Below are 15,092 nucleotides of genomic sequence, written 5' to 3'. Positions count from 1 at the left end.
TATAAAAAGGGGCTGATTATTGCTTGGCTACTCCAAGGTCTTTTAAGAAAATATATTTTGCATGAATACAAATAATAAAAAGCCTCGTCAACAGCAAATTTTAGAAGCACTAGCGCATATGCTAGAAGTGAGTCCCGGCGCTAGAATTACGACAGCTGCATTGGCAAAAGAAGTGGGTGTCTCGGAAGCCGCGTTGTACCGTCACTTTCCAAGCAAGTCAAAAATGTACGAAGGTTTAATTGAGTTTATTGAAGACACGCTGTTTTCACGAATCTCGATTATTAATGCCGAGGGTGATGATGCGCTAAAGCGTTGCGAAAAAATGTTGCACCTGGTGTTAGCTTTTTCGGAGCGTAACCCAGGCATTACCCGTATTCTAACGGGCGATGCACTAGCGGGTGAAACTGACCGGCTGCGGTTGCGAGTGGTTCAATTATTTGAGAGATTAGAAACCCACTTGCGTCAGATTTTCCGAGAAGCTGAACTCAAAGAGGGCTTGCATTTTGGGATGTCTATTCTTGATACAACAGGGCTTTTAATGGCATTCGTTGATGGGAAAATGTCGCTTTATGTGCGTAGCGAATTTAAACGCATTCCGACCGAGAATTGGCCGCAACATTGGCACCATATGGTGCACGGCATTCTGGCTGGAGAACCCCAGTTAAGTTAGTGCTTAGTGGCGTTAGTACTGTTGTGTCCTGTTTCCCCAGATTTTTCTTGTTCCGGCGCCCGTGTTAGTTGATTTTCTCCCTCGACATTTCTTCTAGGGCTTCCCCTCGTAAGTACGCCAAAATGTCGGAATCAAATTTGTGGGTAACATCTTGATATTCTTTTTGTCGATAGGCCAGCAGCTCATTTGATATTGCTAGCTCGGCATGTAAGTCATTGAGCTTGCTTAGAATGAGGCTGGGTACATCGACACCTCTGCGTTCGTAATCGGCGGCCTTACTGGTGGTGGTGTTAATTTGTTCTTGTAGGCCTCGAATAATACCCTTTAATGTTGATATGTTGTTGTTGATGCTTTTTAGTTGCCGTTGTTTATAGGCCTCCATTGCGTCGGTAGAAGAATAACGACGCTTTAGGCGAGCATAGGTTTCTAAAATTTCACGCTCTTTGGCGTTGCGAGATATTTCTTCGGCGGAGGGAGCTGGAGCTACAACTTTTACAACCTTTCCCGAAGCATTGATAACTTCATAGCCCGACTGGGCGTATTCGGGTGGAATAGAGTGATCGAGTACCTTTACGCCGTCTTTATTGATGTATCGGTAATACACATGCTGAGCGTTGGCGCTTACGCTGAGAATACTTAGAAGGCAGCCACCAATTAGCGCAAAGCGTATGCTGCGAGCGCTGCGGTGGTGCGTTATCGGGTAGTGCTTCATTGTCTAAGTGCCGTATTGGTTGCGGTAATCGGAAATACGGTTAAGCGTGTTGAGGTCATCTTTAGCTTCAAGATAGGCCATAATGTCGCTTAAGTCGATAATACTGACGACAGGTATGCCAGTAGATTCATGTAGTTCATCAATTGCTGAGCGCTCACCTTGGCCGCGCTCCTGTCGGTTAAGCCCTATCACAACGGCCGCGGGTTTCGCTTCCGCTGCTTCGATTATAGACAGTACCTCACGCACGGCGGTTCCTGCTGTGATCACATCGTCAATAACGGCAACTTTGCCGACGAGAGGAGCGCCCACAAGGCTGCCACCTTCGCCATGATTTTTTGCTTCCTTGCGGTTGTAACACCATGGGAGGTTGCGTTGATGCTCGTCAGCCAAGGCAATAGCCGTTGCAGCTGCGAGTGGGATGCCCTTGTAGGCTGGGCCAAATAGCATATCGAAATCGAGTTTTGCATCTACCATTGCTTGTGCGTATGCGCGTCCGAGTCGAGCGATATCGGCGCCATTTTGAAAGCAGCCTGCATTAAAAAAATAGGGGCTTGTTCTACCTGACTTTAGTGTAAATTCGCCAAATTTCAGTGCTTCGCTGGCAAGTGCCATTTCGATAAAGTCTTTCTGGTAGGGTTTCATTGTATCTCCGAGGGGGTAAAACTAGCGTTATCTACAGCCGAACTGTACGTACAAGTATAAGCAAAATAGTTGGATTGGCACTGAAATGGCGTGTGAAATGCGCGAGTAGAGTTTGTAACGCACCAAATATCTGATATCCGTCTATTATAAGAAAATACGCTGTTGTAATCCTAACAATAAATCAATGAAGCTGAACACTGGATGAATTTAGCAATAATTAATGACAAAGAATTACTTCTCTCTGTATCATACCCTCGAGTTATAAAGGGGTTAGTATGAGAGTTATCAGTCTGTGCGTCGACGGTATTCACCAGGCAGCGGCACGAGGTTTATACGACTGGATAGAAGAGCAAGATGCCGACATCATTTGCTTGCAAGATATTCGTGCACTTGAGTACGAATTAGACGATGAGATTTTTCACCCCGAAGGTTATTTCGCCTATTTTTTCGACTCGGGTATTAAGCATTATAATGGCGTGGCCATATACAGTCGTCATCAGCCCAAAGCGCTTATTTATGGTTTGGGATTCTCTAGCGGTGTTGATATGGAAGGCCGCTATCTTCAAGTTGATTTTGAACGTTACTCTATTGGTTCGCTGTTGGCGCCACCGGCGTTTTCAGAAGCCGAGTCTCAGGAAGTTAAAATCAAATTTTTTGAAGATTTCCAAGCGTTGCTACATAAGGTCACGCGTAAGCGTCGCCATTTTATTTTTTGTGGTAATTGGGCTATGGCTCATACCAAAAAAGATGTTCAAAATTGGCAGGGGAATATTGATCAATCTGGGTTTTTAACACACGAACAGCAGTGGATGAACCAGCTATTTAAACAGCTAGGTTATTCCGATGCTTTTCGTCTAGCGGTACCGGAAGGTGGTGAGTATTCATGGTGGCCGACGGGTGAAATTGGTGTGGGTGACGGCTGGCGAATAGACTATCACGTTATTTCGGACTCATTGGCTAAGAAAGTGGAATACGCCGCGCTCTATAAAACACGGCATTTTTCGAGTCATTTACCGGTGATAGTAGATTACGATATTGATGATCTATAAATCTCCGCACGTAAATAAGAGAGCACTGTGCTCTACAGTAAATAAAAAAAGGCGAACTCCATGAGCTCGCCTTTTTTGTTGTGCGTGTTGGATTAGCGTTCGCTTAGCTCTTTCTTGGCTGTTGAAATGGCCTTTAGTACCTGTTCGGGTGCGGTGCCGCCTATATGGTTGCGGGCGGCAACGGAGCCTTCAAGTGTGAGCACCTCAAACACATCTTGCTCAATTGTACTCGAAAAAGCCTGTAATTCGGTCAATGTCATGTCTGATAAATCTTTGTTTTCCGCAATGCCGTAGGCAACTGACTTTCCAACAATTTCATGCGAATCACGGAAAGGAATACCTCGACGAACCAAATAATCGGCGAGGTCTGTAGCCGTAGAAAAACCACGCTTGGCTGATTCGTACATAGGTTCTTTATTGGCCTGTAAAGCTGGGATCATATCGCCAAAAGCGCGGAGGCAATCTTTAATGGTATCGATAGTGTCGAATAAGGGTTCTTTGTCTTCTTGGTTGTCTTTGTTATACGCAAGAGGTTGAGATTTCATAAGCGTTAACAAGCTGATTAAGTGGCCTGTTACGCGACCTGTTTTACCACGTACGAGTTCAGGGACATCCGGATTTTTTTTCTGCGGCATAATAGATGACCCTGTGCAGAAGCGATCAGGCAGGTCTATAAAGTTGAATTGAGCTGAAGCCCATAAAACGAGTTCTTCGCTGGCGCGCGAGAGGTGAGTCATAACCAATGCGGCAAATGCTGTAAATTCGATAGCGAAATCTCGATCACTTACTGAGTCTAGCGAATTTCGGGTAGGTTGAGTGAAGCCCAATAGCGCGGCGGTTTGCTCTCGGTTGATCGGATAAGTGGTGCCTGCGAGTGCTGCGGCACCTAGTGGCGATTGATTGAGCCGCGTACGGCAATCCATCAATCGGCTGTAATCGCGACTTAACATTTCGTACCATGCAAGCAAGTGATGTCCAAAAGTGACGGGTTGAGCGGTTTGTAAGTGTGTAAACCCGGGCATAATAGTGGAGGCTTCGCGTTCAGCGATGAAAAGCAGCCCTTCTTGCAGTCGTGTTAACTCTTTGGCGATAACATCTATCTCATCACGCAAATAGAGTCGAATATCGGTTGCTACCTGATCGTTGCGCGAGCGGCCGGTATGCAGCTTTTTGCCGGTAATACCAATACGTTTGGTCAGTTCAGCTTCGATGTTCATATGAACATCTTCAAGTGCAACGGACCATTCGAAACGGCCCTGTTCGATATCCACGCGGATGGTTTCTAAGCCCGTGATTATGTCGTTTTTTTCAGCATCGGTGAGCACACCGACAGAGGCCAGCATTGTAGCGTGAGCGATTGAACCGTTAATATCATGATGGTAAAGACGTTGGTCGAAATCGACCGAGGCGGTAAAGCGTTCAACAAAAGCATCGGTAGGTTCGCTAAAGCGCCCACCCCAGGGTTTTACAGAGTTGTCATCTTGGCTCATAGTCATTTAAATCCTGTTGCGCCAAACACTTTCCCGATATGCAGGTTTTCGTCGGCTAAATTTTAACGGAACATTATACCCGAGCGGTGCATCATGCGCGAAACCCTTAAGGGCCTCATTGACAATAGCAGGACACTGAGTGACCGATAAATATCTCCTTTCTCGTATAAGTGCCGAAGATGGCGATTTTCTGCCGGATCTTTGTGGGCCGCAGGCGGTGCTCAGCTTGATTCTTGTGAGTGAGCTGCTAGTGGGTTCGCTAGTGGTGGCGTCTTTTGGTGTAGAGCGATTTGACTGGGCGCGTTTTGGTTTAGTATCCATCTTGGTGTTATGGGTGGTGCTTACGTGTGCCGGCAGCTTGTGCGTGTTGCGGCCATTACTCAGAAAGCTGCATCCTGTTGTGGCGGGAATGGGGAGTTACTGTCTTTCGTTATTTTATACCTTGGCCTTTACTGTACTGGTTTTTTGGATCAATAACGGTAATTTGGAGGGCGTTCAGAGCCAAATAGTCGGTAATTTAATGGTCGCTGCGGTCTTGGCGGGAATAGGGTTGAGATACCTCTATTTACAGCAGCAATTGCGGAACCAACAAAAAGCCGAAATGCAGTCTCGTATACAAGCGTTACAATCCCGCATTAGGCCGCATTTTCTGTTTAATAGCATGAATTCCATCGCCAGCTTAATTGCGGTTGACCAGGATACCGCCGAGCGTATGGTGGTTGAACTCTCACAATTATTTCGGGCGAGCTTGAGCGAACCTGGCTTAATACCGCTGCATCAAGAAATTGATCTTTGCCGTTACTATATCGATATAGAGCAAATGCGCTTAGCGGAACGATTAAAAGTCGAGTGGCACTTACATCAAGAATCGGGTGAAGTATTGAGTGAACATGACCCAGAATACCGCGCATTACAGATCCCCAGCTTTCTACTTCAACCGTTAGTCGAAAATGCCATCTATCATGGTGTCCAGCCATTACCCGAAGGCGGTACCATCACCATTGAGTTAGTGCTTACTAAGCGCGCGGTCGAGATTTGTATCCGCAACCCCATTACGGAAGAAGAGGATAAAACGCTGCAGCTTGATGGCACGAGGCGCACGGGAAATGGTATTGCGTTAGATAATATTCGTCACCGGCTAGCGGCCTATTACCTCGGCGCGGGTTCATTAAAAGTTACAACAGGGCAAAAAGAATTTACAACCTGTATTCGTTATCCGTTGAAGAGGCCAGTATAGGCATTGATATAGGCGCTCTAGGGCGTACGCTAAAATAATAGTAATAAAAGCTAGAAGGAGTATGGCATGCACATGTTAATCGTCGACGATGAGCCCTTAGCTCGTCAGCGTCTTGTCCGCATGGTTGAGAAGCTAGAGGGGTACGAAGTGGTCGGTGAAGCGGCCAATGGGATTGAAGCCATTACTGCAATTGATCGGTTTGACCCTGATATTGTATTGTTAGATGTAAGAATGCCTGGTGAAGATGGTTTAGAAGCCGCTAGAAAAATTTCGCTAATGCCCGAGCCGCCAGCGGTTATATTTTGTACGGCATATGACCAATATGCGTTGGAGGCGTTTAATACTTTGGCTGTGGGTTATTTGCTCAAGCCCGTGCAGCAGCAGCAGCTAATTGACGCGTTAGATAAAGCGCAAAAGCTCAATAAGGTGCAGCGCAATGTTGCCGAGGCTGCTTCTGTGCCCGAAGGGCAGCGGCAAAATATTGCGGCGAAAACCCGCAAGGGAGTAGAACTCATCCCTATTACGAGTGTTCATTCCTTTATCGCCGACCAAAAATACGTGACGGTAAAGCACGAAGCGGGCGAGACGCTTGTAGACGATACGCTCAAGGAGTTGGAGCAAGAATTTCCGAGTGTATTTTTACGTGTACATCGCAACGCTTTGGTGGCCATAAAAGAGATAGAAGCGATGGAGCGAAGTGGTGCGGGCCAATTTGAATTACGATTAAAATCAACAGATTATCGGCCAACCGTTAGCCGGCGCCACGTAGCGAATGTGCGTGAGATCTTATCGCGACTATAGAATGACTGACTTAACGGATCTCTAAGCAGCCAGCAGGCGAAAGTGTCTGCTATTATAACGGCGAAATAAGAGAGGATCCTCAACCGTGACCCACACCCTTCGTATCGCCACTCGCAAAAGCGCCTTAGCGCTTTGGCAGGCTGAATTTGTAAAAGCTGAACTCATTAAACATCATCCAGAATTGTCTGTTGAACTCGTACCTATGGTCAGTCGCGGCGACAAAATACTGGATGTACCGCTGGCAAAGGTGGGCGGCAAGGGCTTGTTCGTCAAAGAACTGGAACACGCCCTTTTGGCGCATGACGCCGATATAGCGGTGCACTCAATGAAAGATGTCCCAATGGAGTTTCCGGAGGGTTTAGGGCTTGCTGTCATATGCGAGCGAGAAGATCCTCGTGATGCATTCGTGTCCAATAAGTACGTACAACTTGAGGATGTACCCTCCGGTGCAATTGTTGGCACCTCGAGCCTACGTCGACAAAGTCAGTTGTTAGCGTTAAGGCCAGATCTTGAAGTGACGTTTCTTCGGGGTAACGTGAATACGCGATTAGCGAAACTCGATGCTGGTGAATACGATGTCATTATTCTTGCTTCTGCAGGGTTAAAGCGTCTAGGCATGCGCGATCGAATCCGAACAGGTATCGCCCCAGAGGTAATATTACCTGCCGGTGGACAAGGCGCTGTTGGTATTGAGTGTCGTGTTCACGACACAGTGACACTCGATTTAATCAAACCTCTACATCATCTTCCCTCTGCGCAAACTGTCCTCGCTGAGCGCGCAATGAACCGAGCGTTAGAAGGTGGTTGCCAAGTACCCATCGGCAGTTTCGCATTGCATCAGCAGGGGCAATTGTGGCTGCGAGGCTTAGTTGCAGAGCCTGATGGCAGCGAGGTTATTTATAAGGAGGTTATGGGCTCGCCGGAAAGCGGCGAATCCATGGGCGAAGCGCTTGCGGCAGAACTTTTAGCGGCAGGAGCCGACAGAATTTTAAAAGGCGTTTATGGTCAAGAGTAAGTGCCCCAGGCGAGTGATTGCTACTCGCCCTCTGGCGCAGAATACAAGTTGGTGTGCGCGACTTGAATCCGAAGGGTTTGCGACTTTGGGCTTACCGCTGTTGGCAATCTCGGCCGTAGGAGATAAAGCGCAGCAGAACGCGGTAAAGCAAAAAATAATGAATTTTGACCAATATAATGCGGTCATATTTGTTAGCCAAAATGCTGTTGACCACACCTATACTTGGCTAGATCAATATTGGCCGCAGTTTCCAGAAGGTATTCAATATTTTGCCGTTGGCGCCAAGACGGCCGAAAGAGCTCAAGCGTGTTTGGGGCGCGGGCTCACGGATATTGCGATAGCCAAAAATACCATGACCAGCGAAGAGTTATTACAACACGCGTTATTATTAGACGTGAAACAGCAAAAAATCTTGATCTGTCGAGGCGTGGGTGGGCGAGGAAAGTTAGCTGAAGTACTGCAGCAAAGAGGCGCAATTGTTGATTACTGTGAGCTGTATCATCGGCAAATACCGGCAACCGCTTATTCAGAACTCGAACGAGCAGCCCTAACGGAAAATGACGTTATTAGTATCTTCAGTGGTGAGACACTTAAGCATCTAATTCAACTGGCCGACGCGTCGTCTGATCGTCATTTACGAGAAAAAATTAGAACGCTACCTCTTTTGTTACCGAGTAAAAGGGTCGCTGACGATGCGGCGGCCGCAGGCTTTCACTATTGTTTGGTATCGCCCAATGCTTCCGAGTCTAAAATGCTAGAGACGCTACTTAAGGAATTTCCAGAGATACATTCATGACAGATGAATCGCCAAAAGACATAACGTCGACCGTAGACCAAAACGAGTCCGATAAACCAATGGGTGAGAGCAGCTCAAGCACTGTAAAGAAACGCCTCACAGAAACCGAGCCTGAGGGTATCGAAAACCACGCCTCGCCCACGGACAACATTCACCCTCAGAGCGAGCATACTCCGCCCCTAAAAGCGAAAACGTCTTTTCCGTGGGGCTTGGTTATTTTAACGGTTCTAGTGCTCGTTACTATGGCCGCGGTGAGCACGATAGGCTGGGAAGGTTATCGCTATCTTCAATTGGAGAGTGGAAAGTCTGAGCGCATAACGCATCTAGAAAACAGTATAGCCGCGCAAGACCAGCGGGTTGCTGCTATTGGGCAGCAGAGAGTGCAAATGATGGCGGAGGCGAATCAGGAACTACGCTCTGCAAAAGAACGTATCGCCGTGCTAGAGCAGCGAGTAGTTGCGCAAAATCGTCGCTTGTTGTCTATGTCGACAATTACGCGTGAAGATTGGTTGTTGGCGGAAGCGGAATATTTATTAAAACTTGCGAATCAACGTATTTTAATTGAACGTAGCGTAGATGGCGCCGATGCGCTATTGAGCGAAGCCGATAGAATATTACGTGATCTTGCCGATCCTGATTTATACCCACTACGTAAAGCGGTCAATAATGATTTAGCCGCACTACGGCTTACGCAAAAAATTGATCTCGAAGGCCTTTACCTTTCGCTAAACGGATTAATTAACCAGTTGGGTTTATTGCCGTTACAGCCAAGTCGTCAAGACGTATTAGCGCGAGTAATCGGTGACACCATCACTGATAGCGATACAGTTATTTTACCGCCTTTGGTAGAGGAATCGCTTGATACTTGGTGGTTAAAGTTGCAAGCGAGTTTTGCGCAATTTATTAGCGCGATGGGTGAGTATGTCCGAGTACGTGACCATAGCGTTGAAGCCAAAGCGCTGTTAGCACCGGACACAGCAGAATATTTACAGCATAATATTCGGTTAATACTGGAACGCGCTCAACTCGCTTTGTTGCGAGAGCAACCGAAAATCTATACGCAAAGCTTACAGCAAGCGGACGCTTATATTCTGCGCTATTACCCAGAATCTAAGCCGGCCAGTGCTTTTCGGGCACAGCTTCAGCGCTTAGCCAGTGAAAGCATTGTCATTACCCTACCCGATATCACGCCCTCGTTAGAATTACTCCACAGCTACATAGAGCAGCTCCATAGTCTTAAAGGTGCTGAGCCGTCCAACGGGAGTGTTTCACAATGAATAAGCTTGTGACGGTAGGGCTATTGAGCCTACTGTTTTTATTAGCCGGTCCCGTGCTTGTTGAGTTGGTACGTAAAGACTCAGGTTATATTCTGATTAGTGTTGGAAATACAACCATTGAAACAAGTTTTTGGCTGCTAGCGTTACCACTCGCCGTAATCGTTGCGAGAGCTATTTATAAAGGGTTGCTTCGTATTTTATATTCGTTAGGTTTTAGCGCTCGAATTTTTTCCGGCCACCGCAGTAAACAGATTATTAAAAAAACACACCGAGGTTTATTGCATTTTGTAGAAGAAAATTGGGCCGTCGCAAAAAAAGATCTAGAGGCAGTTGCAAAACAGAGCGATCAACCTTTTATCTTTTTATTAGCCGCAGCAGAAAGTGCCCGAAAACTAGGGGACTTTGAGGCTTGCGAACACTTGCTTTCAGAAGCCGAAATTAAGGCACCTTATAATCAAATGAGTGTATGGGTGGCGCGGGCGAAGCTACAGTTGGCTCAGAAAAATTATGACGCTTGTCTCGAAACGCTTCAGCTGGCGTTGGCGCAAGACGCAAAAAATATTGCAGTATTGCAGTTGTTAAAACATGTCTATTGTGAAACAAAGCAATGGCAAGCGTTAGTGACGTTGCTACCGACAATAAAAGCGAGCGAAAAGGCCACGAAACAGTTTAACGAAGCGCAACACGTGATGCTTGAAGAAAGGGTGTATACCGCATTATTTGAAGAAACAACATTAAAAGGCGGTGACAAAGCGCCAACCGATTTTTGGAAAAGTCTACCTAAAACACTGCAACATTCACCTAGTATTATCGAGCGTTACAGCATAATGCTACAGCGAGAAGCTCTGACCGATAAAGCAGAGATAGTGGTTCGCCAGGCGCTGAATAAACATTGGAGCCCCGAACTGGTGGCCCATTATGGCCTCTTAGCGTCGAGTAAACCGGCCGAGCAATTGAGTCAAATAGAAAAGTGGTTGTTGAACCATGGCAATGATGCAGCTTTGTTGTTAGCGGCCGCCCGGCTGGCTATGCGTAATCAATTATGGGGTAAAGCGCGCGGCTACTTTGAACAAAGTATTGCGCTAACCCCTTGCCCTGCTGCTTATGCCGAATTGGCTGCGTTAATTGCCCAGCTTGGTGATCATCAGTTGAGTACATCGCTTTATCAAAAAGGCTTGCTGTTAAGCACCTAACATTGACTATAAACGATAGCGACAAAACATATGAAAAAACGATTAGATAACAAATGGGCATTGGTGACAGGGTCCGCTAGAGGTATTGGCCAGCAGGTTGCCTTGGGTTTGGCGCAGTTAGGGTGCAATGTGATTGTGCATGGTCGAAAGGAAGGGAATACCGCTGAAACTTTAGCGCTACTGAGCGATACCAATGTAGAGGTTAAAAGTGTTTTTGGCGAGTTGGACAGCGAGGAAGGCGTTAACCAGGTAATTAGCCAAACACAGGCAGTAACAGCGGACGTAGATATTTTGTATAACAACGCCGCGATTAGCTGCCCCTCTACGCCTATCTTTGAGTTTAGTATGGCAACCTGGAAACAGCTAATGCAGGTGAACGTACTAGCGTTGGCTCAGCTGTGTAATGCCTTTGGCCCCGGTATGAAGGCTCGAAACTGGGGGCGCATTATTAATTTGTCGTCGGGTATAGCTGACCAACCCAACTTGGCACCATATAGTGTGTCAAAAGCAGCCGTCGATAAATTCACGAAAGATTTAGCGTTTGAATTTAAAGACACTAACGTACGCGTAAACTGTATCGATCCTGGTTGGATTCAAACCGACCTCGGTGGGCCTGACGCATGGGATACCGTAGAGTCGACATTGCCGGGCATGATGGCGCCTGTAATCATTGCGGACAGTGGTCCTAATGGCGAATATTTTCGCGCACAAGACTATAAGTTTTTCGATTAATACCTTCCTTTTACCCCTCGTTTTTGGGCACACGTTGTTAACGTGTGCCCAACCTTCCCTTGTGTGTCTTCATCCCTGGCCACTTCTGCCTTGTGAGGTTGTAGTCTACGTGCAGACGCTCACGAAATTGTCCTAGCTTAGGCTGGAAACGGCTAATAATGTCTAGTAGAGTATGTCGAGTAAACGTCTTGAGCGGCGGAATACACATAATAAGAAATAAGAACAAAGCCTATTGCTAAAGGTTGGCGTCGTTAAGCGAATGATTATAGATTCCCTCATTTAGTTAGCCCTAAAGGCTGTATTGACCACGCATTTAAAATCCTCCCCTATTGCCATTCTATTTTTTTGAAGGCTGAGAGAGACTGTTATAGTCTTATTTCATCGTTCGAAAAATGCAGGTAACGCATCAGTGAAAAATCGTGATGCGTGATGAGAGCGTGCCGACTATTAAATAAAAAAGGAGCGAAGAATGAGGGATATGCACATAGGGTTTTATTTGACATTGGTGATAGCTATAACGGGGTGCGGTGGCGCGAGTGATACTGCGCCTACGAATAATAATAGGGTGATTGTCGACCCTACAGAGGCGCCTACTGCTGTCCCAACGATTGTACCCACACCCGAACCTAATCTTGTTACAAGCATTACTTTGCCGCGCGTTGATATTCATAGCGTTGTTGGCGCGATTCAAGACGAGCCGAAAGTAACGGCACAAATGAGGGTTATCGATTATCGTGTTGGAGAGATACCCGCTATTGATTATGATGGGCATATTGGCGTGGAGTACCGGGGGTCGAGTTCACAGTATTTTTATCCGAAGAAAAATTATGGCATCGAAACTCGTGATGCAGCGGGCGAAGATTTAACGGTGTCGCTGTTGGGTTTTCCGGAGGAGGAAGATTGGGTTTTATACGGCCCATATGGCGACAAAAGTTTAGTGCGAAACCCGCTAATGTTTGAAATTGGTGCTGCTTTTGATCGATACGTATCGCGGTGGCACTATGTTGAACTCTATCGGGACAATGCGTACGAAGGCTTGTATGTGTTGTTTGAAAAAGTAAAACGTGATGCGAATCGTGTTGATATAAACAAGCTTAAAGATGATGAAAATGAAGGTGAGGATCTAACCGGCGGCTATATTATAAAACTGGATAAAACTGGATAAAACTGGATAAAACTGGATAAAACTAACGGTGAGCACGAAGGCAATCCGAGTGCATATAATGTGTTTACCGACGATATGAGCTTTATTTCTGAGCACGGCGCAAAGCTGAGTGCGAGTGATCATTATTTTATCTATAACTACCCTAAGTCTGAAAATATCACTGAGCCTCAAAAAACGTATATACAGAATTATATGAGAGACTTTGAAGATGCCTTAGCCGGCCCTGATTTTGCCGATGAAAACTTGGGTTATAGGGCGTATATTGATGTGGATAGCTTCGTCGATTACTTTATTGCGACAGAAATTTCGGGAAATGTTGACGGCTATAGGTTGAGCACTTTTCTCGTGAAAAATAAAAATGAGAAACTTGCAATGGGGCCTTTATGGGATTACAACTTAGCCTTGGGCAATGCCGATTACAATGATGGCGCTCGTTATGACTATTGGCTGCATCGAGGAGAAGAGAATTTTCCCGGTAGCCCATTTGCTATTCCCTTTTGGTGGTACCGTTTACTCGAAGACGATTACTTTGTCAGCCTTGTTAAGCTGCGCTGGGAAAACCTTAGGGTGGGTGAACTTTCCAATGTGGCGCTCACAGAAAAAATTACAGCGTTAGTCTTGTCTATCACAAGCGCTGGTGCCGTTGATCGTAATTTTAGTCGATGGAATATTTTAGGGACTTATATTTGGCCGAACGATTATATTGGCGATACTCATGACCAAGAAGTGACCTATTTACGTGAATGGTTAATGAATAGGATGTTGTGGTTGGATACAGAAATCGATACGTTATAAAGGGTGGTATTACGAAAAAAAGCCGGTGTGATAAGCACCGGCTTTTTTGTATCAGTCGTCTATTCCGAGTTTCGACCATATATCGTCTATTTTAGTTTTGGTGTTTTGATCCATCTCGATGGGTTCGCCCCATTCTCGGTCTGTTTCACCTGGCCATTTGTTGGTGGCATCAATGCCCATTTTTGAGCCTAAACCAGATACCGGCGATGCAAAATCCAAATAATCGATGGGCGTATTATCAATTAAAGTGGTGTCTCGGCTGGGGTCTACACGTGTGGTTAGCGCCCAAATTACGTCCTCCCAGTTGCGCGCATTAATATCGTCATCTGTGACTATGACAAATTTTGTGTACATAAACTGACGCAAGAAAGACCAAACGCCGAGCATGACGCGTTTAGCGTGTCCTGGATATTGTTTTGTAATGGTCACCACCGCCATGCGATAAGAACAGCCTTCTGGCGGTAAATAAAAATCAACAATTTCGGGGAATTGTTTTTTGAGCAAAGGTACAAATACTTCATTTAGGGCAACACCGAGAATAGCGGGTTCATCGGGTGGTCGGCCGGTATAGGTACTGTGATAAATGGGGTCTTTGCGATGCGTTATGCGTTCTACCGTAAAAACGGGGAAACGATCGACCTCGTTGTAGTAACCAGTGTGGTCACCAAAAGGGCCTTCATCGGCCATGTCATCTGGGCGAATAAAGCCTTCCAAAATGAATTCAGCCGATGCGGGTACTTGTAAGTTATTGCCCCTGCTTTTTACAACTTCAGTCTTACTGCCACGCAGTAAGCCGGCAAAACCGTATTCGCTCAGTGTATCGGGTACCGGGGTAACGGCGCCGAGAATAGTTGCGGGGTCTGCGCCAAGTGCAACAGATACAGGGAAGTTCTCACCGGGATATTTTTTTTGCCATTCTCTAAAGTCTAACGCGCCGCCACGATGGCTTAGCCAACGCATAATCAACCGGTTTTTACCGATGAGTTGCATGCGGTAGATGCCGAGGTTCTGTCTTTCTTTGTGGGGGCCGCGGGTAATGACAAGGGGCCACGTAACCAACGGTGCAACATCTCCGGGCCAACACGTTTGGATGGGGATTTTGGTTAGGTCGACATCGCTGCCTTCCATTACGTTGTGTTGGCAGGGTGCCTTCGTCACTTCTTTGGGCGACATATTGAGCACTTGCTTAAATATTGGCATTTTCTGCCACGCATCTCTCAAGCCTTTTGGTGGTTCTGGCTCTTTTAAAAACGCAAGGAGTTCGCCAACATCTCGCAGTGCTTCAACCGATTCTTGGCCCATTCCTAGAGCTACGCGTTCGGGCGTGCCAAATAAATTGCCGAGTAACGGTATGGTGTGGCCTTCGATATTTTCAAATAGCAGTGCAGGCCCTCCCGCGCGTAACGTTCGATCGCAAATCTCTGTTATTTCGAGGTGGCAGCTTACCGGGTGTGTGATGCGTTTGAGCTGGCCCTTTTTCTCAAGCAGCTGGATAAAATCGCGGAGGTCTTTAAACAT

The 15,092-nt window shown here is 46.5% G+C and carries 13 protein-coding genes and 1 pseudogene; 10 read left to right on the top strand and 4 right to left on the bottom strand.

Translation table 11 applies throughout. The features are described 5' to 3' along the window. Positions 1-61: 61 nt before the first annotated feature. Positions 62-670 (top strand): nucleoid occlusion factor SlmA, encoded by a 609-nt coding sequence (gene slmA / locus H5647_RS02605; RefSeq protein WP_045856075.1) that lies wholly within the window; start codon positions 62-64, stop codon positions 668-670. 64 nt (positions 671-734) lie between these two features. On the opposite strand, the gene H5647_RS02600 is transcribed toward slmA, so the two are convergent. Together H5647_RS02600 and pyrE are read right to left on the bottom strand one after the other, a co-directional pair. Beyond that, complete coding sequence (locus H5647_RS02600) at positions 735-1,382, bottom strand: hypothetical protein (RefSeq protein WP_121495346.1); 648 nt, start codon at positions 1,380-1,382, stop codon at positions 735-737. Positions 1,383-1,385: 3 nt separating this feature from the next. Continuing rightward, positions 1,386-2,024 carry an orotate phosphoribosyltransferase gene (pyrE, locus tag H5647_RS02595; protein ID WP_045856073.1) on the bottom strand — a complete coding sequence of 213 codons (639 nt, stop codon included), beginning with the start codon at positions 2,022-2,024 and terminating at the stop codon, positions 1,386-1,388. A 275-nt stretch (positions 2,025-2,299) separates the two neighbouring features. Between pyrE and H5647_RS02590 the strand changes: the two genes are divergently transcribed. Continuing rightward, entirely contained in the window at positions 2,300-3,073 is a 774-nt protein-coding gene (locus H5647_RS02590; RefSeq protein WP_045856071.1) for an exodeoxyribonuclease III, read from the top strand. Between the two features lie 92 nt (positions 3,074-3,165). On the opposite strand, the gene argH is transcribed toward H5647_RS02590, so the two are convergent. After that, positions 3,166-4,563 (bottom strand): argininosuccinate lyase, encoded by a 1,398-nt coding sequence (gene argH / locus H5647_RS02585; protein WP_045856069.1) that lies wholly within the window; start codon positions 4,561-4,563, stop codon positions 3,166-3,168. 139 nt (positions 4,564-4,702) lie between these two features. Between argH and H5647_RS02580 the strand changes: the two genes are divergently transcribed. From H5647_RS02580 to H5647_RS22390, 8 genes and pseudogenes are all read left to right on the top strand, one after another. Then, positions 4,703-5,800, top strand: coding sequence for a sensor histidine kinase (locus H5647_RS02580; protein WP_052691829.1), 1,098 nt, complete (start codon positions 4,703-4,705; stop codon positions 5,798-5,800). 66 nt (positions 5,801-5,866) lie between these two features. Further along, a complete protein-coding gene (locus tag H5647_RS02575) occupies positions 5,867-6,601 on the top strand; it encodes a LytR/AlgR family response regulator transcription factor (protein WP_045856067.1) in 735 nt (244 codons plus the stop codon). Positions 6,602-6,686: 85 nt separating this feature from the next. After that, positions 6,687-7,616 (top strand): hydroxymethylbilane synthase, encoded by a 930-nt coding sequence (gene hemC, locus H5647_RS02570; RefSeq protein WP_045856065.1) that lies wholly within the window; start codon positions 6,687-6,689, stop codon positions 7,614-7,616. Continuing rightward, positions 7,603-8,412: a uroporphyrinogen-III synthase gene (locus H5647_RS02565; protein ID WP_045856063.1), complete on the top strand. Its 810-nt coding sequence runs from the start codon at positions 7,603-7,605 to the stop codon at positions 8,410-8,412. Before hemC ends, H5647_RS02565 begins: the two co-directional genes overlap by 14 nt. Further along, positions 8,409-9,689: a uroporphyrinogen-III C-methyltransferase gene (locus H5647_RS02560; RefSeq protein WP_045856061.1), complete on the top strand. Its 1,281-nt coding sequence runs from the start codon at positions 8,409-8,411 to the stop codon at positions 9,687-9,689. Before H5647_RS02565 ends, H5647_RS02560 begins: the two co-directional genes overlap by 4 nt. Then, positions 9,686-10,882: a heme biosynthesis HemY N-terminal domain-containing protein gene (locus H5647_RS02555; protein ID WP_045856059.1), complete on the top strand. Its 1,197-nt coding sequence runs from the start codon at positions 9,686-9,688 to the stop codon at positions 10,880-10,882. The genes H5647_RS02560 and H5647_RS02555 overlap by 4 nt, the downstream gene beginning before the upstream one ends. 30 nt (positions 10,883-10,912) lie before the next feature. Then, positions 10,913-11,614 (top strand): SDR family NAD(P)-dependent oxidoreductase, encoded by a 702-nt coding sequence (locus H5647_RS02550; RefSeq protein WP_045856057.1) that lies wholly within the window; start codon positions 10,913-10,915, stop codon positions 11,612-11,614. Between the two features lie 469 nt (positions 11,615-12,083). Beyond that, positions 12,084-13,574: pseudogene (locus tag H5647_RS22390) on the top strand (CotH kinase family protein). 51 nt (positions 13,575-13,625) lie between these two features. On the opposite strand, the gene ubiD reads toward H5647_RS22390, so the two are convergent. Beyond that, positions 13,626-15,092, bottom strand: coding sequence for a 4-hydroxy-3-polyprenylbenzoate decarboxylase (ubiD, locus tag H5647_RS02535; RefSeq protein ID WP_045856055.1), 1,467 nt, complete (start codon positions 15,090-15,092; stop codon positions 13,626-13,628).

The organism is Teredinibacter purpureus (assembly GCF_014217335.1).
Classification (GTDB): Bacteria; Pseudomonadota; Gammaproteobacteria; order Pseudomonadales; family Cellvibrionaceae; genus Teredinibacter; species Teredinibacter purpureus.
This window is presented reverse-complemented; position numbering and strand designations above follow the sequence as displayed.

Excerpts from the sequence above, each read along its gene's own strand:
- slmA (WP_045856075.1), top strand. The coding sequence starts at position 62 with ATGAATACAAATAATAAAAAGCCTCGTCAACAGCAAATTTTAGAAGCA.
- H5647_RS02600 (WP_121495346.1), bottom strand. The coding sequence starts at position 1,382 with ATGAAGCACTACCCGATAACGCACCACCGCAGCGCTCGCAGCATACGC.
- pyrE (WP_045856073.1), bottom strand. The coding sequence starts at position 2,024 with ATGAAACCCTACCAGAAAGACTTTATCGAAATGGCACTTGCCAGCGAA.
- H5647_RS02590 (WP_045856071.1), top strand. The coding sequence starts at position 2,300 with ATGAGAGTTATCAGTCTGTGCGTCGACGGTATTCACCAGGCAGCGGCA.
- argH (WP_045856069.1), bottom strand. The coding sequence starts at position 4,563 with ATGAGCCAAGATGACAACTCTGTAAAACCCTGGGGTGGGCGCTTTAGC.
- H5647_RS02575 (WP_045856067.1), top strand. The coding sequence starts at position 5,867 with ATGCACATGTTAATCGTCGACGATGAGCCCTTAGCTCGTCAGCGTCTT.
- H5647_RS02565 (WP_045856063.1), top strand. The coding sequence starts at position 7,603 with ATGGTCAAGAGTAAGTGCCCCAGGCGAGTGATTGCTACTCGCCCTCTG.
- H5647_RS02560 (WP_045856061.1), top strand. The coding sequence starts at position 8,409 with ATGACAGATGAATCGCCAAAAGACATAACGTCGACCGTAGACCAAAAC.
- H5647_RS02555 (WP_045856059.1), top strand. The coding sequence starts at position 9,686 with ATGAATAAGCTTGTGACGGTAGGGCTATTGAGCCTACTGTTTTTATTA.
- H5647_RS02550 (WP_045856057.1), top strand. The coding sequence starts at position 10,913 with ATGAAAAAACGATTAGATAACAAATGGGCATTGGTGACAGGGTCCGCT.
- ubiD (WP_045856055.1), bottom strand. The coding sequence starts at position 15,092 with ATGTTTAAAGACCTCCGCGATTTTATCCAGCTGCTTGAGAAAAAGGGC.